This window comes from Halarsenatibacter silvermanii, from assembly GCF_900103135.1.
In the GTDB taxonomy this organism is placed as follows: Bacteria; Bacillota; Halanaerobiia; order Halanaerobiales; family Halarsenatibacteraceae; genus Halarsenatibacter; species Halarsenatibacter silvermanii.
In genome coordinates, this window is sequence record NZ_FNGO01000013.1 from 1 (window position 1) to 21,105 (window position 21,105).

Below are 21,105 nucleotides of genomic sequence, written 5' to 3' on the forward strand. Positions count from 1 at the left end.
TTAATAGATGATTTTGGAGAGGTTATGGCAGTAGACGGCAAAGCCGTAGAGAGTTTTGCCAATCCTCATGATTATGATAAAGAAGAACTGAAAAAGAGAAAAGGTGATAGGCGCAGCGATCTTGAGGCCAATTGGGGCGTAAAAAAGTATGAATGCGAGGATGAAGATGGAAATACATATGAAGAGTTAAAGAGCTGGTTTGGCTACAAAATACATCTTTTGATAGATGCAGAATATGAACTGCCGATAAATTTCACCGTTACTCAAGCTTCTGCTGGAGAAGAGCCTCAGGCTCACAAACTTGTAGAGGACACCGCGGAAAAACATTCAGAACTTATGGAAAACTGCCGTCATTTGTTAGGTGACAAAGGCTATGATGACGGCAAGTTAAGCAAGAAGCTCTATGATGAACACGAAATAAAACCGATAATAGATATACGCAATATGTGGGAGGGAGAGGGTACGAGAATTTTGCCCGGCTGGAATAATATTGTTTATGATTATAAAGCCAGCGTATACTGTTATGATCCAGCCACGGGAGTAAGAAGAGAGATGGCCTATGGGGGATTTGAAAAGAAAAGAGAAACGTTAAAATACCGCTGTCCCGCCCGGCACTATGGATGTGATTGTAAAGGCAAAAAAGAGTGTTCAGTTTCTTCGAGCATAAGAATTTCATTGAGCGAGGACAAAAGAAGATTTACCCCGGTTGCTCGCTCCAGCTACAAATGGGAGAGAATTTCCAATAAGAGATCAGCAGTGGAAAGGGTAAACAGTAGATTGGAAGGTCCTTTAGGTTTCAGCGAGCATACTGTGCGGGGATTAAAGAAGATGAAATTAAAGACAGGATTATCTCTTTTAATAATGCTGGCTATGGCAGTAGGAAGAATTAAAGAAGGGCAGAGAAATAAAATTCGCAGTTTGGTACAGGCTGCTTGAAAAATAACTGCCTGGAATCAGTAATTTAAAAATTAAAAACAACCTGGAAGGAAGAAGTATGTCTGATTTACCGGCAAAAAACAAAACTTATTCCGGAAAGGATATAAAGAGCCTGGTATCGGATCATTATTTAAAAACTCTGGGTTTAAAACGACGAATCATCAGATTTAAAAAAGGAAAATTGGACCTACCGAAAAAAGCTTTATGCTAAATTTCCTTTACAATTTATTTAAAATATGTTATGTTGTTGTAGTAAGAAAGTACTATAAAGGGCTTTGAAAAAATTATTTCTGGCTTAGATACAATTGTCCTTTTTAATATAGGATTTGAAAAAAAACCTGAATGCAACACAGTTATGAGCGAGTAACTTAGGATTTTGAAATTGAAAGTTTATTATCAGGCTATGACAGAGGATTATAAGCTCTGTGATTATAAAAACCCTATTATCGGGGGCTGCACATAAATCTAATCACATTACTAACTTATAATTCCTCCTGGAGGCGAAGAGCTGGCATCGGAAATCTGGTCACCTATGAGATGTCAGTAAGCCAGTGGTGAAACCGACCAGGAAAAACCATAAAAGGAGGAAAAATAATGAGCAGAATTAAAAATGTTATGAGAGGACAGCGCGGTTTTACTTTAGTTGAGCTTATGGTTGTTCTCGGTATTTTGGGAGTGCTAGCTGCATTTACTTTTCCCAACGTTGCAGGTATGATTGGCGATGCTGAGCAAGGAAGAATTGAAGGTGAGCTTAGCAGCGTGAGAAGTCTCACTGAATCTTATTATGCCCGTCATCAGCAATTTCCTTATGAAGATGAGGGAGATTTATCTGAATCATTAAATCCAAGATTCCAGGGCCTGACGGAGACGGCTCAAGGACTCGTTGATGAATATTATGAAGGAGAAGAGGATGAGGGTCTTGCAAGTGAGGAAGTTTGGTTCAACCAAGACGATGAGGATGCCGACAATGACGATTATTATATATACCTAGTCTTTCAGGAGGATGAATTTGGAGACGACAATGTTGTATACATCGACCAAGATGGCAATACGGAGTGGCAAGAGGATAGGCCTGGATTTTAAACCAAATCTATAAAATCATATAAGGAATTTAGTAAGCTGCCCCCATCTCGGGGGCTTTTTTATTTCTAAGCAATTATTCCTTCTCTAAGCTACTTATTACCTCTCACATATTCTAAATACCTCTCAGAGCAGATTAGAACTATATTCACTTTTCTTCATATAGTTGGTCAATCTCAGAACAGAACTTTTAATTTCTCCGATTTTCTCCAGATTTCTCGGTCAAACAGCCCTGATTGACAGCATCGATACAACACAGTGTCTATTATGTTACAGTTATTCAATATGATATTATTGCTTATTCATCAAGCAGGAGAACAGTTTTATTAGAATAGAAATATGATTAGAGGAACATATTATTTTGGTTTATTATACTGAATGTATTATAATGATCATAGCAAGAGATGAGAGGGGCAGCAAAAATGAAGAGGGCAGAGCCGAGATTATCTTTTATTTAGCTTGGGGATTAATACCGGTTTTAGAACAGGGGACCTGCTTCAGCTACGGGTGAATGACATAAAGGATAGACCACACATAGAGATAACCGAGGAAAAGACGTGTAAAACTAAAAAACAAATGATCAACGGCCAGCTTAAAAAAGACTTGGACAAATATATTAGTGGCAAAGATGATGAGGAGTATTTATATAAGTGCCGCCAGAGTGATAATCAGCCTAACACCCGGATGCAGGCCTATCGAATTTTGAGAAAAGCGGCAGATAAGCTGGAAATTGAGAAAATAGGCACTCATTCTTTGCGAAAAACTTTCGGATATCATCATTACAAGGAACAGAAAGACGTGGCCATGCTGCAAAAATTATTTAATCATGGTTCTCCAGGCTTCACCCATCGCCATAAAAATAATGAAGATATAGATGTGGCTGAATTAAAGGCTATTTTTAACATACTCATCCATTACGATAGTAGAATCCACAGAGTTTTTTTCAAATTTTAAAAAGTTGAGCCGGTTTTCGTGCCGCTGCTTGCTTGTTTACACACAGAAAAGGAGGAAAAGATTGGAATATCAGCCTTTTATCATAGCTATGTTTCATGTTGCGTTATTGTCTTTTTTTCTGGGGGTTGGAAAATTAATCCGACTTCGATTCCAAATATTGCAGTATCTTTTACTCCCGGCAGCAGCGATAGGAGGAATCGTTGCTATTTTAGTAAGCCCTTTTACCTGGGCGAACTATCTCACATTTCCACAAATTATTCAGGATATATACGGCAATTTTGGGGAAATATCGATCTTTTTGCTTAACTTCGTTTTTGCCGGAATGTTTATCGGCAGAAAAATACCGAACCCGCGGCGTTCATTCCGAAAAGCTGGGCCCCAAATTATTCACGGCCAGCTTCTATCCTGGGGACAGCTGATGCTTCCCAGCCTCGCCATGATTCTTATTATCAATAGATTTTACGATTTACCCGATGCCTTTGGAACCCTAATCCCCATTGGTTTTGACGGAGGGGCCACCGTCGCTGTTGGTTATACATCGACTTTCAAAGAATTGGGCTGGTATCCAGAAGGTGTTCAACTAGGAATTGCCGCCGGTGTTATGGGGATTATAGGGGGATGTATACTGGGAGTCGGGATCATCAACTGGCTTGTACGTCGAGATCAGACAAAAATAGCTGATAAACCTGAAGACATTCCCGATTATATTCGTCGTGGCCTTTATCGCGAAGAAGATTTTGAATCAGCCGGAAATCTTACGACTGTCCCCCAGGCGATTGAGCCGATAGCCCTTGTCTTTTGTTTATTCGGTGTTACCATGTTCGGAGGTTGGGGGTTTATCACAGCTCTCGGTATGATCCCCGGGGGCATAGGGCAGTTTTTCAGTTTTGCTCCGCTGTTTCCCTTTGCTATGCTTTGCGGTATGCTGTTGCAGGGAATTATCAGCAAGCTGGGGTATGGTCATATTGTTGATCGGGGACTAACGAAAAGATTGCAGAACCTGGCACTTGAATTCTGCATTCTGTCTGTGTTTGCCTCGTTGGATATCCCTCTTGTCCTACAGTCCTCTATACCGATGGCCCTCATCATAGCCGCCGGGATTATATGGACGCTTTTTATAGCGCTGTCAGTTGCCCCGTTGATCATGCCTGATTATTGGGCTGAAAGGATGCTGGTCGATTACGGACAAGCCATGGGTAATGTCCCTATAGGAATGCTGCTTTTACGAATTGTCGACCCTCAGTTTGAAACTCCAGTCCTTGAACATTTTTCCTACAGACATGCCTTTCATGCTCCCATCATGTTCAGTTTATTAGCTTTCATGCCGATTGTAGCTCAAATGTGGGGTATCGAATTCATCTTTTTACTCAGTCTGGGAGTCATCATACTGAATTGTATTTTAGCAAAAATGCTGGGTTATTGGGGGCAGGGTCGTTCGTTAGTTTCGCGGCTGGCCCGGGCAGCGAAGCAAAAAGGCGAAAGATTTTCTCTTTTTGTTTAATAAAGGCAATTTTGATTATGTTTGGTGGTTTTTGAAGTCTTTCAAAAGAATAGTTAATCATTATCGCTGCCAGGGTTACTCCCCCTACAAATTAGAACAAAAATTGTGCATTCAACCCTGTAAACGACATCCTGAACTCCAATAGTCTCATTCTTTGCAAATTAACCTGATTGTATTATAATATTATTAGCATAGGAAAAAATATTTCCTTCGGCAAATGCCGGCGATATTGGCGGCGGCAAGGGCAACGGAAGCAGTTATGATCCCAGCAATATTGTGATAGGGGAAAACGGTAAGATTTATGAAGATGTAGATGACGGGCCTTTTGATCAGCCGAGTTGATTATGATTTTTCTGTTCTATCATTCTGGCTATTCTAATTCGGCTTGAATAAAAGATTGGAGCTTCTTACACCTGGTAATCTAAAATAAATATATGATGATTAAACTTTCAAGACATACTCCACCATGCTTTTTCACTCAGGTACTGTATAACTCATCGCCCTTTCAAACCGCCCACCTATTTCCCCTTTTCATTTCTCCCGGAAGTCGAGCGAGTTCATTTACTCTCACCGCTTTCACCTTCAACATACCCGGCTATCTCTTCGGTCAGTTCATCGAGCAGCTCATCCAGGCTATTGCTTTTGCGGCCTACCAGTTCAAAGTGGGGCTGCTGTATCGATAATATAAATTTTTTGGCCCCGCTTTTAGCAACGGCTTCGGCCACGGCGGGGCTTATCTCCCCCATCATGGAGTTGGGTATCATAATACCCAGCGGGCCGGCGATAATATCCACCCGCCCGCTCATGTGAATTATGGCATTGTCGCGGCTGGCCCCCCTATCGGCGCCGGCCTCGAGCATGCGGCCGGTGGCCTGGGCATTGGTTCCCAGCGCGATTATTTCGACTTCATCTCCGATGGCGCCATCCAGCTTTTCGGTCAGCTGAGCCCCCAGGCCGCCGCCCATTCCGTCAATCACTGCAAGCTGCAAAATTTATCATACCCCCTTTTCGAGGAGCGCCGGCAGCTCGGAAAAAGCCTTTAGAACCTTCTCGCTTTTATCCGCCGGCGGCAGGGTAAAACGTATCCAGCGGTCCAGGCCGAAGGATTTGACCGAGCGGACCACGACTCCCCGACGGGCAAAATGTTCGAAGGCTTCTCCGGAGGAAAGACCGGTATCGACGATCATGAAGTTGGCCTGGCTGTCAACATACTCCAGACCGAACTCCTCAAATTTTTCGGCAAAAAGCCGGCGTTGCCCGGCATTCATCTCCCGGCATTTTTCGACATGCTTCTGACATTCCAGGGCCCGGGCTGCGGCCAGCTGGGCTACCGCGTTGACGTTGAAGGGATTTCTTATCCTGTGCAGATGCTCGATTATCTCACTGTTCCCCAGCCCGTAGCCGACCCTTAAAGCAGCCAGTCCGTATATTTTGGAAAATGTCCTCAAGACCAGCAGATTGGGATAATCCTTCAGGCTGTCGATTCCCCCGAAATAATCATCGGCGGTCACGTACTCGCAGTAGGCCTGATCGATCACAACCAGGATATCATCGCGAATCTCGTCCAGAAAATCTTTTAACTCTCCTTCCGAAACCGTGGTGCCGGTGGGATTGTTGGGATCGCAGATGAAAATCACCCGCGTCCTCTCGGTGATGGCCTCCTGCATGGCCTTGAGATCATGGCGAAAATTCTCATCGAGCTCCACTTTCACCGGTTTAACGCCCAGCGCATGACAGGTGAGCTGATATTTGGCAAAGGTGGGATCGCCCATCAAAATCTCATCCCCCGGCTCGGTCACAAGCTCGGCGGCCAGATCGATGATCTGATCGGAGCCGTTCCCGACGATTACATTTTCAAAATCCAGATTGTAAAATTCAGCCAGTTTCTCCCTCAGCGCCCGGCATTCTCCGTCGGGATAGCGGGCATAATGAAACTGCTTTTCGTTTAGGGCCTGCCGGACCTCATCAGCACATCCCAGCGGATTCTCGTTGGAGGAAAGTTTTATAATCTCATCCAGGCCGTACTCATCGGCTATCTCCTCCTTACCCGCTCCCGGCTTGTATTTGCTCATCCTGCCTATCGATTGATTGATCTGCTCGAAAATATCTGCTCGCAAATTCATTCTACCTCCTTTTTTCGTTTAGCGCGACAAATTGTTAAAACTATTTGCTAAATATTATATCCCTTATTTTCAGAGCTGTCAACAAATACAGCAAATGCAGTTAACCCTGCCGGAACCGGGCCGTCAGGAGGAAAATAGAGTTTAAATCCCCCAGAAAAAGAATATTCCCAGCGAGACTACCGCCGCCAGCAGCAGCTGCAGGGGCAGCCCCACCTTGAAATAATCCATGAAATCATAGCCGCCGGGACCGTAAACCATCAGGTGCACCTGGTTGCCGACCGGAGTTAGATAGGCGGTGCTGGCTCCAAAGGTCACGGCCAGCACGAAGGGAAAGGGCGCCGCTCCCATTCTTAAGGCCGCGTCAACTGCCACCGGAACCATCATGACAACGCTGCCCCGGTTGCTGATGACGTTTGTAACCAGCGAGGTAAAGAGATAAAAAAGAGCCAGAATACCCAGTGGAGGCAGACCTCCTGCCAGCAGCAAAAATTGGCCGGCAATATAATCGGCAGTCCCTGTCAGTTCCATGGCCGTACCCAGAGGTATTAATCCGGCCATCAAAAATATTATCTCCCAGTTAACAGCCTCGTAAATTTCGGTGGGTTCGACACAGCCGGTGACGACCATGATCAGCACCCCGGCCAGGGCCGAAATCACGATCGGAACAATCCCGGTGACCCCGAAGGCCACCACTCCGGCCAGTATAGCAACTGCAAGGGGAATCTTCTCCCGGCGATAATCCTCTTTTTCCATTTCCCGGGCCACGATAACATCGCGGCGCCGGCGCAGTCTTTTCAGGGTGGGATCGTTGACCAGAAGCAGCAGAACATCGCCCGGGTGTAATACTATATCATCCAGGCTCGAATGAGAAAGCTCGCTGCCGCGGCGAACCGCCATCACACAGGTGTCATATCTCTCCGAAAAGTTAACATCGGCCAGAGATTGGTCGGCAAAGTAAGAACCATTGGGAATGACAACTTCCACGAGTTTTTGACCCCGGGGAGGTTCTTCCAGCTGATCCTCGCTCACCTGATAATCGGCCCGAAAGCGCAGTCCCTCGCGATTCATCAGCTGCATAAGAGTATCCCGGGAGCTGCGAATGACCAGGCGATCACCCTGACGGATGCTCTTGGCCTGCAGCGGTTCAATAAACTGTTCTCCTCCTCTGGTAATCATCATCAGATCCATATCCAGCTCGGATTCCCTCAATGTTTCTCCCACGCTTTTTCCCACCAGCGGCGAATTTTTCTCCACTATAACCTCGGCCATAAACTCCTCCATTTCGTACTCTTCGACCAGCCCCTCTTCGGGCTTGATATGATCAGGTAGCAATTTACGGCCGATGGTAACGAAATAAATTACCCCGGTTATCAAAACCAGCACGCCCAGATGGGTGAATTCGAACATGTTAAAGGGCCGGTCGATCAATCTGTCCGAGATATCGCTGGCCAAAAGATTGGTGGCGGTGCCTATCAAAGTCAGCATTCCGCCCATGGTTGAAGCGTAAGAAAGGGGGATCAAAAGTTTTGAAGGGGAGATATTGGTGCTGCGGGCCAGATCGGTGACCATAGGTATAAAAATGGCAACGACCGGCGTGTTGTTGATAAAGCCGGCAAGCGTTCCGGAAAGCGAGGAGATGACGCCGATCTGTTTGACCTCATCGCCGCCGGTGATCCGGGAAATTTTATCGCCGATTATCTGCACCAGGCCGCTTTTTTGAATTCCCTCGCTCAAAATGAACATGGCCAGGACGGTGATGGTGGCGCTGTTGGAAAAGCCACTCAAAGCTTCCTCGCTGCCTATGCCGGTCCAGGGATTTAAAAAGACCAGTCCCACGGGAATTAACACCGCTATCAGATCGAGCCGGATCGGTTCCAGAATAAAAAGAACCAGAATAATTATAATATAGGCTATCATCACTATGATGTCAATATCGAGAGCAGCTTCCTCGCCTGGCCCGGCTCCGACATCGGGCTCTTCGGCCTGAACTGCCCCGGGCATAAGCGTTATTATCAGCAGCGACGAGAGAAAAATAACTGCCATTAATTTATATACCAGTTTATATGTAGGTCCTGTCTCTCTAAAATCCAGCAAATGTAAAAAATCGAACATATTAAAGCAACAACCTCCGACACATCCATCTTTTTTATATATATGCCGCAAAAGCTGCCTAAATTTGACCTGCTCTACTCAAAAATTCAGTGCCATCCCCTAATAATTATAACACGGCGCCCGTTACACTGCAATCAGCTTTCAGCTCCGGTTAAACTCCAACGCACTGCCCTGCAGCAAGGGCCGGAGGCCGGTTCACATCGTTCTCCTTCAGACTCTTCCTCTCTTTTATCCGTATCATAGGGCAGATCGATATCCTCTGCCTTATTTATGGCTGCCTCGGTGGCGGCAGCTGTCCTTGATCTCCTCTAAATCGACCATCCTTACAGCTACCATGATGACCAGCCCGGCCAGGACCAGTATCGGTATATACCCACCGGGCGGAAAAGAGTGATAAACAGGACGATGGTGAGGGTGACGGGAAAATAATCGGACATATATCCCGGGCTGAATCCGACGGGAGTAAAATCGGGCAGACCGGCAGTAAGACCGTTTATAACCGAGCGAGAGACGTAATAGACCAGCTCGCCCAGGCGCAGCACGACCAGCATCAGCTGGAAGGCGCCGACCATAAAGGTGAAGGGCAGGACCGCCTGGAAGTAATCGATCTCGACTCCGGATAGGCTGCTGGCTATGGCCACTATCGATGTGTAAAGTCCGTAAATGGAATCGAGCCCGGCGATCAAAGCGCAGGCCATGTTCTGGGACAGAGCCAGGGCGGCCACCGAAAAACCGGCCAGCAGGTCATCTTTAACCTCTCCGACATTATCGGGCAAAAACGGGAGATCATCGGCGGATTCCATATAAAAAAAAGAGCCCGGATTCAACCCCGGAACTCATTTTCTTTATCTTATTTAAATTTTTTTGCCTGCCTGCAGACAATTACAATTTTCCGGGGCTTTAAATTCGTTCATATTTAACTATTACAGCAATCATCCTCATCGCCGCTTTCATTCTGATCGCAGGGCAGCTCGGTGTCATTGGCCTGTTCTATGGCTGATTCTGTCGAAGCCAAAAGACTGTCGTGCGTCTCAAAGACATTATCATCGCCTATCTTGGCATCGAGTTGATAATTTTCAAAAAGCTTCTTGATCTCCTCATTGAGACCGCAGACTATGACGACACCGCCGTGCTCCTGCACCCTGTCGATAAATTTCTCCAGCTCCTTGAGCGAGGTCAGGTCTATGCTCTCGACCTCGCGCATGCGCAGAACGAATTTCTGTTCCTCCTGGAAACTCACATCCAGTTTCTCCTTGAAATTGTCAGAGGCGCTGAAAACAATATTGCCGGCTAAATTTATGACGGTGTATTCTTCGTTCTCTCCCCCGTTATCCTCCTCGGGTTTTTTCTCGATAAAATCCCCGTTTTCCTCTTCGTAATCTATATGGGAGTATTTGACCTGGCTTGTCTCCTTTAATATCAAAATAAAGGATATTATCATACCGAAGTAGATTGCATAATCTATCCGCGGGGCCAGAATGGTCATCAAAAAGGTCGCTAAAAATATCAGGGCGTCGAATTTATTGATGAAACAATCCCTGATCTCGCCGAAATCGACCATCTTTACCGCCACCATGATGACCAGACCTGCCAGCCCGGCTATGGGGATATATTCTCCCACCGGGCGAAAGAGAGTGATAAATACAATCATGGTCAGAGCTGCTACCAGCTCCGAAAGCCGGCTTCTGGCGCCGGCCTGCAGATTGGCAAAACTTTTGGTAAAAGAGCCGGTTACTGCAAAGCCGCTGAAAAAAGAGCAGATTATATTGATAACTCCCTGGCCGAAAAACACCCGGTTAAAGTCCTGTTCCTCGCCGGTATGGGCCTCCATCGACTTGAGGGCGCCCAGCACGTGGATAAAGCCCAGTACGGCCACAGAAAGAGCGGCAGACCAGTAGCTGCGGACAAAACCCAGATCAAATCCGGTGATACTGACCGGGGTAAATCCGGGCAGACCTCCCGGAAATCTTTCCACCACCGGCATATAATCCTGCCAGCCGCCGATAAAAACGATAAGCACGGAGACAGATATGGCCAGCAGATAGGCCGGCAGAGCGGGTTTGAAAGTCTTCAATATAATTATAATCCCCATGGTAACTGCACCCACGATCAGCGCATGGAGATTGACGCCGTTGAAGGCGGCGGCAAAACTCACTATTTCCAGAAGGAGATTGCTGCCCGATTCGTATTCTATACCGGTGAGATTACCAAGCTGGCCGGCTATGATAAGCAGAGATACTCCGGCCGTCAGGCCGTCCACTACCGAGCGGGAGACAAAATTGATCAGTTCTCCCAGCCGTAAAAAAGTCAAAAGCAGCTGAAATACTCCCACCATAAAGGTGAACAACAAAACCGCTTCCAGATAGCCGGTCTCGATGCCGGCCAGACTGCTGGCCACCGCCAGCGCCATGATATTGGTGGGGCCGACGATAAGATAATTGGAAGATCCGACGAATGTCGCCGCCAGCATGGCGACTATCGAGGTATACAGACCGAATATCGGATCCAGGCCGGCGATCAGTGCGTAGGCCATATTCTGCGGCAGCGCCAGAGCTGCTACTGACAATCCGGCCATAAGGTCATCTCTGGCATGTTTCTTATTTTTGGGAATAAAAGAAATTCTTTCTCTCAGCTTCATCGAATTCTCCTCAGTAAACTGGACAAAAACCGGCACCGACAATCCATTTCTCACATCCACTTACGTCATTTTAACAGGTATTAGGAAGAATTGCAATCATCATTTTGTATATTCTTTATTTGCCCGAAATCTAAGCTTAAACCGAGGAAAATTTTCTGTTAACTTTAATTTTACAGCTTGCAGTAAAAAGCTGAACAGATACATCTTTCCAGCATATATAGCATTTTTTAAACAACGGTTTGGGAAAATGAGCTTAAATATTAAAGCCCCCAGAACAGCGCGATTAACACCGGTATCAGAAAGGACATAATTATCTGCAGCGGCAGACCAACTTTGAAGAAATCAAAAAATCTATAGCCGCCCGGGCCGTAAACCATGAGATTGGTCTGATAGCCGATCGGCGTGAGGAAGGCCGAGCTGGCGGCAAAGGTCACCGTCAGGGCGAAGGCTAAGGGATTTAAACCCAGCTTGCCGGCCGCATCGATGGCTATGGGCAGCATCAGTATAACGCTTACGTTATTGCCCACCAGGTTGGCTATTCCTACCGTCATCAGATAAAAAAGAATCAGTATGGTCACGGGGGCCAGAATTCCCTCAAGACGCATGATCTGCTCGGCGGCGAATTCGGCCGTGCCGGTATTATCCATGGCAACACCCAGCGGTATCAGACCCGAGAGCAGGAAGATGACATTCCAGTTGACCGCATCGTAAACCTCGAGCGGCTTGAGCGAACCTGTCAGAACCATAGCCACCACACCGCCTAAAGCGGAGATAACGATGGGCAGAACGTTGAGGGCGGCCAGAGCGATGACCGCAAAAAGTATGCTCAGCGAGATCTTTATTTTATCGGTTCGGTAACCGGAATAATCTATCCCTCCGGAAATGATGAAGTTGCGGTTGGTCCTCAGCCTCTGCAGCGTCTCGGGGCCGGCTGTGAGCAGCAGCACAGCTCCTGGCTGCAGAATTATGTCCTCCAGCTTGGTGTGCTGAATTTCCTCTTCCTGTCTTATGGCCAGAGCAGTGGTCTGATATCTCTCCAGGAAGTTTACATCCCTCAGAGTCTGTCCGGCCAGAAACGAACCATGCGGCACCACCAGTTTGACCAGCTTCTGGTTTTCCTGTCTGGCCTCCAGCTCCTCCTGGGAAAAATGGGTGCGGGATAGAATGCGCAGTGCCCGGCCCTTGATCACCTGGATCAAACTCTCATGATCGGAGGTGATGACAAAGTGATCGCCTGCCTGGATAATCTTGTTGTTCAGCGGTTCGAAAAATTTCTGGTCATCCCGGATGAGCTGGACTATATCGATATCGTAATCTAAGCTTTCCAGCGCTTCCTCTACCGTCATGCCCACAATGCTGGAATCCTCCTTGATCACAACCTCGGTCAGATATCTGTCTATCTTAAACTCCTCGGTCAGTTCTTCCTCAGGATCTATCCGGGGAGGAATAAAGCGGCTGGCGAAGAATATCAGATAGACGGAACCTATCACAAAGGCGATAAGGGCCAGATGGGTGAATTCGAACATGGAATAGCCCCGCCCAAGATGATCGCTGACTATATCGTTGGCCACTATGTTGGAAGAAGTACCTATCAGCGTGAGCATACCGCCCATCATGGCCGCATAGGAAAGCGGTATCAGGTATTTAGAAGGAGACATGCTTGATTTGTTCGCTATGGACATAACCATCGGAATGAAAAGAGCCACCACCGGCGTGTTGTTGATAAGGCCGGCCACAAAACCGGATATGAAAATTATCAATATCAGCTGTCTTCTTCTGTCATCACCCGTCATGCTCATGATCTTCTCGCCCATCACGTGAACCACACCGCTTCTCTCCACGCCCGTGCTGATCACGAACATAGCCCCGATGGTGATGGTGGCCGAGCTGGAAAAACCGGATATGGCCTGCTCGGGAGTAACGCCCGTCCAGGGCTGAAGTATGACGAGAAGCACCGGCACGGAAAGCGCAATGAGGTCGATGCTTATAGGCTCTATTATAAACATGGTTATGAGAAAGATCATCAGGGTGAAAACAATCAGCACTCCGGTTTCCATAAATTTACCTCCAGAATTCTTTGCCGTAACTTTTCGCTGAAATTATCAGGCTCTGACCGGGCGGGAAAGCCCCCGGTACTGCAAAGCCTCGGCCAGGTGAGAGCTTTCGACCTTATCTGTTTTTTCCATATCGGCTATCGTCCGGGCCAGCCGAAGAATTATATCGTAACCTCTTTTGCTGATCTCAAGCCGGTTTAAAGCTTCGGCCAAAAATTTCTTTTCACTGCTGCCCAGCCGGCAGATATCGGCGATTTTATCACCGGCCAGCTGAGAATTGAAATGACCATCGTTGCGGGATTTTTGAAAATTTCTGGCCCGCAGCACCGCTTTTTTCAGGCGGGCATCGAGAGATTCATCCGGGCTGGTATAGACGATCTCATCGGTGCTCAGGGCTGGCACCTCGACCTGCATGGCTATTCTGTCCAGAAGTGGACCGGAAAGCCTGCTGCGGTAGGATATTATCTGGTTTCTGCTGCATCGACAGTTCTGCGAGCTCTGACCGAAAAAGCCACAGGGACAGGGATTTAAAGCCGCAACCAGCATAAAATCGGCCGGCATCCGCAGATTGTACTCGTGTCTGACCAGATGGATATATCCATCCTGCAACGGCTGGCGCAGAAGTTCGAGCACTCTGCGGTCGAATTCGGGCAGTTCGTCCAGAAATAAAACGCCTCTATGAGCTAAAGTCACCTCGCCGGGGGTGGGCGAGCGTCCGCCTCCCCCCAGACCGGCCGGAGTTATAGAATGATGGGGATCGCGCCAGGGTCGTCCAGCAGGTATTTTCTCGCCGGCGGCGCTGGCTATGAGCATAATCTCCCGCCTCTCTTCGGAAGAAAGAGGGGGCATGAGATCGGGAATCGAGCGCGCTATCGTCGTCTTGCCCGAACCAGGCGGGCCGAAAAACATGAGGTTGTGTCTGCCTGCTGCGGCCACTGCTGCCGCCCTACGGGCTGACCTCTGCCCCTGAATGGGGATACGCTGAAAATGATAGGTCTCTTCTTTATCGCCCGGGCCGATCTTTCCCGGCTGCCAGGGCTGTAATCTGTCCCGCTTATCCTTATGCCCATCTGTCCTTTTTAAAATATCTACCGCGCTATTAAGATCGGTCACCGGCCAGAGCTCGATTTCCGGCTCGAAGATGATCTCCTCTTTGTTTTCGGCGGGAAATATAAAGCGATCGAGTTCGAGCTCGGCGGCCAGATCCAGCAGGGGCAATATTCCCCGCACCGATCTGACCTCTCCGTCCAGAGCCAGCTCGCCGACGATGAAAGAGCTTTTTATCGCCTCCCGGCTCAGACTTCCCTGAGCGGCTAAAAGCCCCAGCGCTATCGAAAGATCAAACTGCGGACCCTGTTTGCGCCGGTCGGCCGGAGCCAGATTTATGGTGATCCTTCTGTCGGGATAGCCAAGACCGCTGTTTTTAAGGGCCGACCTCACCCTCTCTCTGGCCTCCTGCAGGGCCCGATCCGGCAGCCCCACCACCCGAAAGGCCGGCAGACCGCGCTGTATGTCGATCTCCACTTCGACGTCAAAGGCCGAAACTCCCAGAATTGAACCTGAAATCAGGGATACTGGCATAAAAATCCCTCAAAAGGCTCCGGGGATATGGTTTATCCTGAAATCGTTCCAGTCCCCGGTCAGGGTGATCACATCAAAACGACAGCTCACGTCTTTGGCCCGCCGCGACATATACAGGCGGGCCACCTTTCTTATCCGCTGCTTTTTGGCAGCGGTTATAGAATACTGAGGCGGTCCGTACTTATCCGACAAAGCCGTCCTGACCTCCACGAATACCAAATCTTCGCCGCTTTTTGTGACAATATCAATCTCACCCAGCCGGGTGGTAAAATTGGTGGCCAGTATAAAATGACCCTTCTCTTTTAGATATTCTGCCGCCTGTTTCTCCCCTATCTCTCCCAGATATCTGCGGTGATCGGCATGCATTTTATCTCCTCCCTGGAATAATTAATTTTTCCATTATAAGGAATATTTCTCCTTCCAGGGAGATTTACCTGCTTCTAAGCTAAAAAATTATATAAATTTAGTAAACCTCGTTGAAAAGCTCTTTAATCAGCCCGGCATCTATATTGCCGCCCGAGATGATGATTGCTATTTCATCTCCGCTGAAGCGGTAGGGATTTTCTCTGACGGCTGCCACCCCGGCGGCCCCGGCCGGTTCAGCGACCGCTTTTTCCTCGCCGATAATAAAGGGGACTGCTTTTCTGATCCTCTCCTCGCTCACCTCCATCATCTCATCGATGCAGTCATCGGCCATCTGAAAGGGAATTTCACCGACACCTCCTACCAGACCATCACAGATGCTTTCCTCGATGGGATATGTCTCGTAAAAAGTATCCTCCTCTATCGCCCGCACGAAGGCCGGACAGGCCGAGGTCTGTACTCCCACGATTGTGATATCGGGGCGCAGCTGCCGGGCAGCTACCGCGATTCCCGTGATCAAACCGCCGCCCCCCACCGGAACTATGATGGTGTCGACGGCCGGATTTTGATCCAGCACTTCCTGAACGATGGTTCCCTGACCGGCTATAACCTCGATATCCGAGTCGGGATCTACCATCAGATGTTCGTTTTGCCGACAGAAATCGAAGGCTATCCGCCGGGTCCGGTTAAAATTTTCGCCCTCGCGCCTGACATCGGCCCCGTAATACTGCATCTTGTCTATCTTGGCGGCCGGAGTTGAGGTCGGCACAAAAATAACGACTTCAAAATCGGGCATGATGCTGGCAGCATAGCTGAGACCGGCCCCGTGATTGCCCGATGATACGGCGGCCACCTTTTTTCTGCCCTTTTTCTCGGCCAGGGCCGAGAGTTTGTTCAAAGTTCCCCGCACCTTGAAGCTGTTGGTGATCTGCTGGCTTTCCAGCTTCAGATAATAACTGGTATGGTCGGTGCTGAGTCTGTGGGAATGGGTGAGCGGTGTGCGGTATATGCGAGATTGAATTCTCCTTCTGGCAGCTTTTACATCCTGATAGGTTACCGGCTTTTTGCTCATGCGCGATCAGTTCCTTTCCATTGATGAAGTGCCATTAATAATGAAGTGCCATAAAATCGACCAAATTGATCGTAATTTCGCTTAATCCTCCGAAAAAAACACCCTCACAGGGACTGGAGGGTGCTCGATGATTATAAATCAGGGTGGATAAGGGTGTAATATATATTTCTCCGCTCAGCGGCCAGATTCCTGCCCGGATGCAGGAGAATCGGAAAAGGGAAGTTTTTGTCTTTTGGGCTTTTTCGGATTTTCGGCCTCATCTCTTCTAACACCGCCGAAGGATCGGCGGTGCAGGCGGCTGGGTCCCAGACACTCAATTGCCCGGCGGTGATGGGAGGTGCCATATCCCATATTGCCGGCAAACTTATAGCCGGAATATATATCGTCAAGAGACTTCATGACGGCATCGCGCATGACCTTGGCCAGGATCGAAGCGGCGGCTATGCAATTCACCCGTCCATCGCCCTTCTCCAGCGCCTTCTGGTGGGTCTTTAGTTCTTTGAGAGATATTCTCCCGTCGATGAGCAGATAATCCGGTTCTAAATCCAGCTTCTTTAAAGCATTGATCATGGCCCGCTTTACAGAGGGCAGAATACCGATCTCGTCTATCACTTCAGGGCTTACCATACCGACCGCCCAGGCCCGGGCGCTGACCCTGATCTCGGCCGCCAGCTCGATCCTCCGCTCCGGCTTTAACTGTTTGGAGTCATCGAGTCCGGCGATATAACAGTCCTCGGGCAGGATCACCGCAGCTGCTGCTACCGGCCCGGCCAGCGCTCCCCGGCCGGCTTCATCCAGGCCGCATATAGCTTCAAAGCCCCGGTCTCTGAGCTCGCCGGCGATTCTGCTCCGCTCATGCCAGAGATTTTTCAGCTGCTCCTGCTTTTCGATCTGCCGGGACATTTTTGCAGCCAGATCCCTGACCCCGGTTCTGCTGTCCTGACGCAGAATTTTTATCAGCTCGGCCTCAGGCTCGACATCGGCCAGCTTATCTTTCAACTGCTTTATAGTATAATCCTCCGGTTCAAGCTTCATCGCTGTAATCCCCCTGCTTTTCCAGGGTAACCCGGCCCAGCCTGGCCTCCTGAAATTCGCGCACCACTATCTCCGCGGCCCGATTTCTGTCGACTTTGCCTCCGCTTTGCAGACATCCCCGCTGCCGGCCTATCTCGGCCAGAAGATCGTAACTGTGCTGATGGGGACTTATCTCCACATCGTACCTGCTCTCGAGTCCGGCCGGATTTAGCTCTCGCAGGTAATCCAGAAGCCGACAGGCCAGAAGCTCGCTGTCGACCACTTTCATTCGCACCGACCCGCATATGGCCAGCTTCAATCCCTGTTCACGGTCCTCGATATCGGGCCAGAGAAGCCCGGGAGTGTCCATAAGTTTTTTATCCCCGGCTATATTAATCCAGCTCTGTCCCCGGGTGACGCCGGGCTTTTTGCCGGTGCCGGCGCTGCCCCGGCTGGAAAGCCTGTTGATGATCGTCGATTTGCCGCTGTTGGGAATCCCCAGAACCATGGCCCTAAGCTCCCGGCCCTCCCGTCCTTTCTGCCGGCTTTTTTGCCGCAGCTTCTGATGGACCTCATCCAGCTTTTTGTCTATCAACCCCAGATTATCACCTGTTTTTGCGCTGCAGGCCAGGGCGGCCGGATATTTATCGGAAAGCACCTCAATCCAGCGCTCGCTGGCGGCCTCATCGGCCAGATCTTTTTTGTTTAAGACCACCAGCTGCTCCTGTTTCTCCAGCAGATCAACCAGCTGAGGATTGCCGCTGGCAGCCGGTATGCGGGCATCCCGGATCTCTAAAACCAGGTCGACCAGTTTGAGCTTTTCCCTTATTTTACGACGGGCCTTTTCCATATGCCCGGGATACCAGTTTATCTTTCTGGACATAACTATCACCTCTATTCTGCCGGCTTTGATGAAAAATTGGATAAAGAAAAATTAAAAAAGGGCGAGAGGATCTCTCCTCCACCCCTAATTTTTAAATATTGAAGAGACTTTATTATCCTACTCGGAGTCTTCCGCCGGCTCCGCGCCTGTTTCCTCTGCTTCTTCAGTGACTGCGGCTGACTCCTCGATCTCCTCGGCTGATCCGGCCGGCTCTTCGCTGAGCTCTTCACCCTGCAATGGTCGAGGTCCTCTTTTTTCTCTGACCCGGGCTTTTTTACCTTTTCTCTCTCTGAGGTAAAAGAGCTTGGCTCTGTTGACATCACCGCGCTTTAAGACCTCTATTTTTTCCAGGCTGGGGGAATGAACCGGGAAGGTTCTTTCCACGCCAACTCCGTGTGAGATTTTGCGCACGGTGAAAGTCTCCTGACTGCCGCTGCCCCTTCGGCTGATAACAATGCCCTCAAAGGGCTGGGCTCTGCGGCTGGAATCTCCGGATTTGATCAGTAATTTGACGGTGTCGCCGGGTGAAAAATCGGGAACATCGTCGCGTTTTTCCTCCTGATCTATGTGCTCAAAAATATCCATGTTTTTTTCCTCCTTTCCTCTGTAAAAATTTTTCTCATCATTTCCACCAGCGTTCTCCCAGCAATCTATCCATAATGATGGCGGCTGCGGTGCGGACGGAAAGATGGTTGAAATCACCGGGACCTTCCACCGGCTCCAGCAGAAAATCGCAGCCGGATATTATCTCTTCGGTGAGCCCCCAGCCGGTGCCAAAAAGCAGCAGGTAGGGCCGGCTGTCCTCCTTCAGGCGCGATCGCAGCCGGGCAAAGCTCAGAGAATCGCCCTCCTCGTGCTCCTGAGCTGAAGTGGTGACGGTTATGGGTCTTTCGCCCGCCTCATTTTCGATATCCTTTAGTACTTCTTCGAAGCTTTCTACAATATCGAGCACCTGAAAAGCTTCATGACGACTCGGATTGTAATCGGAGCCGTGATCGCTGGTCCAGTAATCGCGCATACGCCGGACCAGATCGCGCTGTGATTTGACGCGATTGACGACGTAATATTTTTTGACCTGATAGGTCCGGGCAGCCCTTGATATATCGTGCAGATCGAGATTGGTAACTGTCGTAGTTATTTTTTGGCCATTTTTGTTGTAAACTGGATGGTGAATCAGAGAGATATATACATCGGCAGCTTCAGCGGTCAATATTATCACCGACCCCGCCGCCTTCTTCTTTCATGCTGGCGGCGTTTTCCTCTTTGATCTCCTCTAAAAGCTCCTGTTCTTCCTCGATCAGATCGGCATCTTCCAGAAGATCCGGCCGGCGCGCCAGCGTTCTTTTCAGAGCTTTCTTTTTGCGCCAGCGCTCGATGCGGGAATGATGGCCGCTCAATAAGACTTCAGGGACGCGCAGATCCTTGAACTCCCGCGGCCGGGTGTACTGGGGATAATCCAGTCTGTCCTGATAAAAAGAATCCTGACGTGGTGAGCGTTCATCGCCTACCACCCCGGGAATCATCCTGGCTATAGCATCTATAACTATCATGGCCGGCAGTTCGCCGCCGGTGAGAACATAATCTCCCAGAGATATTTCCCGATCGACAACAAGCTCCCGCACCCTTTCATCGATGCCTTCGTAATGCCCACAGATCAAAACCAGCCCCTCCAGCTGACTGAGCTCAAGGGCCATATCCTGATCAAAGGTCTCACCCTGCGGTGTGAGCATCACCGTCTCCGGCAGCTCACCTCTCAGCGCCGCACAGGCTCTATGGGCCCGGTAGATGGGCTCCGGTTTCATGACCATGCCGGCTCCGCCGCCGTAGGGATAATCATCGACATTGCCGTGTTTGTCCTGAGTAAAATCGCGGATATCCACAGGATTTATGTCAATCAGCTCCTCTTTCAGGGCCCGACCGGTGATGCTTTCGGCCAGAGGTCCCGGAAAAAGGTCGGGGAAAATCGTCAGAATATCGAAGTACATCCTTTAAGCTCCTTCCAAAAAACTCTGCTCAAAGCTCTAAAAGCCCGGGGATCGGTTCGACCGTAATCCTTCTTTTTTCCTGGTCTATCTCGCTGATAATCTCCCGGGCGGCGGGAATCAAATATTCCTCCCGGTCATCGTTCCTGACAACGAAGACATCCGTGCCGCTGTCAGTCCAGACCTCCATCAGTTCCCCGAGCTTGCGGCCGCCGCTGGTGACGACGGTAAAACCTTCGAGCCGGTAAATATAATATTCATCTTCGGAAAGCCGGGGCAGCTCCGACTCGTAAATGCTGATATAGCTGCCTTTGAGCTCCTCGGCTGCCTCTATATCATCAACTCCGGCCAGCTTGAGCACGACAAAATCGTTCTGAGTGCGGGTGGATTCTATCTCGTACCGGCTGTTGCCGGGAGATTTTTCCACCACAACATCCTCTAACTGAAAGAACCTATCGATATTGTTGGTCAGAGGTTCTACCCGGACATGACCTTTGTTGCCCTGATAGCGCACAATCTGTCCCAGGAGTATCAATTCGTCATCCATTTAAGAAAAATCCTCCAGTATATCGGTTGATCAATTAATATCCACCTTTACCTTCTTATCGGCTTTGGTGGCCGCGGCGTTGATAACCCTGCGGATGGCCCGGGCTATCCGACCCTGTTTGCCGATTACCTTGCCGACATCCTCCTCGGCCACACGCAGTTTGAGGCGGATGCTTTTTTTTCCCGATTTTTCCTCGACCGCGACCTCATCGGGGTTATCGACAATGCTGCGGGCGATAATCTCGAGCATCTCTTTCACTGGCAGC

At 49.1% G+C, this 21,105-nt stretch carries 18 protein-coding genes, 2 pseudogenes and 1 riboswitch; of the genes and pseudogenes, 4 read left to right on the top strand and 16 right to left on the bottom strand.

Going from position 1 to position 21,105, the window contains the following annotated elements:
* The 4 genes and pseudogenes from BLT15_RS07820 to BLT15_RS07835 form a co-directional block, all read left to right on the top strand.
* On the top strand, positions 1 to 936 hold a 936-nt coding region (locus tag BLT15_RS07820; RefSeq protein ID WP_089760459.1), incomplete at its 5' end, for a transposase.
* 487 nt (positions 937 to 1,423) lie between these two features.
* Positions 1,424 to 1,511, top strand: a riboswitch (cyclic di-GMP riboswitch).
* Positions 1,512 to 1,530: 19 nt separating this feature from the next.
* Entirely contained in the window at positions 1,531 to 2,019 is a 489-nt protein-coding gene (locus BLT15_RS07825) for a type II secretion system protein (protein ID WP_200769718.1), read from the top strand.
* A gap of 444 nt (positions 2,020 to 2,463) precedes the next feature.
* A pseudogene (locus BLT15_RS07830) lies at positions 2,464 to 2,970 on the top strand (tyrosine-type recombinase/integrase); the annotation flags it as partial.
* Positions 2,971 to 3,031: 61 nt separating this feature from the next.
* A complete protein-coding gene (locus tag BLT15_RS07835) occupies positions 3,032 to 4,471 on the top strand; it encodes a sodium/glutamate symporter (protein WP_089760463.1) in 1,440 nt (479 codons plus the stop codon).
* Between the two features lie 557 nt (positions 4,472 to 5,028).
* On the opposite strand, the gene BLT15_RS07840 is transcribed toward BLT15_RS07835, so the two are convergent.
* From BLT15_RS07840 to BLT15_RS07915, 16 genes and pseudogenes are all read right to left on the bottom strand, one after another.
* Complete coding sequence (locus tag BLT15_RS07840) at positions 5,029 to 5,460, bottom strand: DUF3842 family protein (RefSeq protein ID WP_089760465.1); 432 nt, start codon at positions 5,458 to 5,460, stop codon at positions 5,029 to 5,031.
* Between the two features lie 6 nt (positions 5,461 to 5,466).
* The gene (hisC, locus tag BLT15_RS07845) at positions 5,467 to 6,588 is read right to left on the bottom strand and encodes a histidinol-phosphate transaminase (protein WP_159429870.1); all 1,122 of its coding nucleotides are present in this window, start codon (positions 6,586 to 6,588) and stop codon (positions 5,467 to 5,469) included.
* 147 nt (positions 6,589 to 6,735) lie between these two features.
* The gene (locus tag BLT15_RS07850) at positions 6,736 to 8,595 is read right to left on the bottom strand and encodes an SLC13 family permease (protein WP_089760568.1); all 1,860 of its coding nucleotides are present in this window, start codon (positions 8,593 to 8,595) and stop codon (positions 6,736 to 6,738) included.
* A 440-nt stretch (positions 8,596 to 9,035) separates the two neighbouring features.
* A complete protein-coding gene (locus BLT15_RS07855; RefSeq protein ID WP_143423041.1) occupies positions 9,036 to 9,509 on the bottom strand; it encodes a SulP family inorganic anion transporter in 474 nt (157 codons plus the stop codon).
* Between the two features lie 113 nt (positions 9,510 to 9,622).
* Positions 9,623 to 11,344 (bottom strand): SulP family inorganic anion transporter, encoded by a 1,722-nt coding sequence (locus BLT15_RS07860; RefSeq protein WP_089760470.1) that lies wholly within the window; start codon positions 11,342 to 11,344, stop codon positions 9,623 to 9,625.
* Positions 11,345 to 11,604: 260 nt separating this feature from the next.
* Positions 11,605 to 13,401 (bottom strand): SLC13 family permease, encoded by a 1,797-nt coding sequence (locus BLT15_RS07865; RefSeq protein ID WP_089760472.1) that lies wholly within the window; start codon positions 13,399 to 13,401, stop codon positions 11,605 to 11,607.
* Between the two features lie 45 nt (positions 13,402 to 13,446).
* Positions 13,447 to 14,979 carry a YifB family Mg chelatase-like AAA ATPase gene (locus BLT15_RS07870; RefSeq protein ID WP_089760473.1) on the bottom strand — a complete coding sequence of 511 codons (1,533 nt, stop codon included), beginning with the start codon at positions 14,977 to 14,979 and terminating at the stop codon, positions 13,447 to 13,449.
* 9 nt (positions 14,980 to 14,988) lie between these two features.
* Positions 14,989 to 15,345, bottom strand: coding sequence for a YraN family protein (locus BLT15_RS07875; protein ID WP_089760475.1), 357 nt, complete (start codon positions 15,343 to 15,345; stop codon positions 14,989 to 14,991).
* A gap of 97 nt (positions 15,346 to 15,442) precedes the next feature.
* Positions 15,443 to 16,414, bottom strand: a complete 972-nt coding sequence (locus tag BLT15_RS07880) for a threonine ammonia-lyase (RefSeq protein WP_089760476.1) — start codon at positions 16,412 to 16,414, stop codon at positions 15,443 to 15,445.
* 174 nt (positions 16,415 to 16,588) lie between these two features.
* Positions 16,589 to 17,449: a ribonuclease HII gene (locus tag BLT15_RS07885; RefSeq protein WP_089760478.1), complete on the bottom strand. Its 861-nt coding sequence runs from the start codon at positions 17,447 to 17,449 to the stop codon at positions 16,589 to 16,591.
* Positions 17,439 to 18,311, bottom strand: coding sequence for a ribosome biogenesis GTPase YlqF (gene ylqF / locus BLT15_RS07890; protein WP_089760480.1), 873 nt, complete (start codon positions 18,309 to 18,311; stop codon positions 17,439 to 17,441). Before ylqF ends, BLT15_RS07885 begins: the two co-directional genes overlap by 11 nt.
* Positions 18,312 to 18,560: 249 nt before the next feature.
* Positions 18,561 to 18,896, bottom strand: a pseudogene (gene rplS / locus BLT15_RS07895) (50S ribosomal protein L19); the annotation flags it as partial.
* A gap of 37 nt (positions 18,897 to 18,933) precedes the next feature.
* Positions 18,934 to 19,530, bottom strand: coding sequence for an RNA methyltransferase (locus BLT15_RS07900; RefSeq protein ID WP_345788690.1), 597 nt, complete (start codon positions 19,528 to 19,530; stop codon positions 18,934 to 18,936).
* Positions 19,511 to 20,296, bottom strand: coding sequence for a tRNA (guanosine(37)-N1)-methyltransferase TrmD (trmD, locus tag BLT15_RS07905; protein WP_089760484.1), 786 nt, complete (start codon positions 20,294 to 20,296; stop codon positions 19,511 to 19,513). Before trmD ends, BLT15_RS07900 begins: the two co-directional genes overlap by 20 nt.
* A gap of 28 nt (positions 20,297 to 20,324) precedes the next feature.
* Positions 20,325 to 20,840 (bottom strand): ribosome maturation factor RimM, encoded by a 516-nt coding sequence (rimM, locus tag BLT15_RS07910; protein ID WP_089760486.1) that lies wholly within the window; start codon positions 20,838 to 20,840, stop codon positions 20,325 to 20,327.
* A gap of 30 nt (positions 20,841 to 20,870) precedes the next feature.
* Positions 20,871 to 21,098: a KH domain-containing protein gene (locus BLT15_RS07915; protein ID WP_089760488.1), complete on the bottom strand. Its 228-nt coding sequence runs from the start codon at positions 21,096 to 21,098 to the stop codon at positions 20,871 to 20,873.
* Positions 21,099 to 21,105 lie beyond the last annotated feature (7 nt).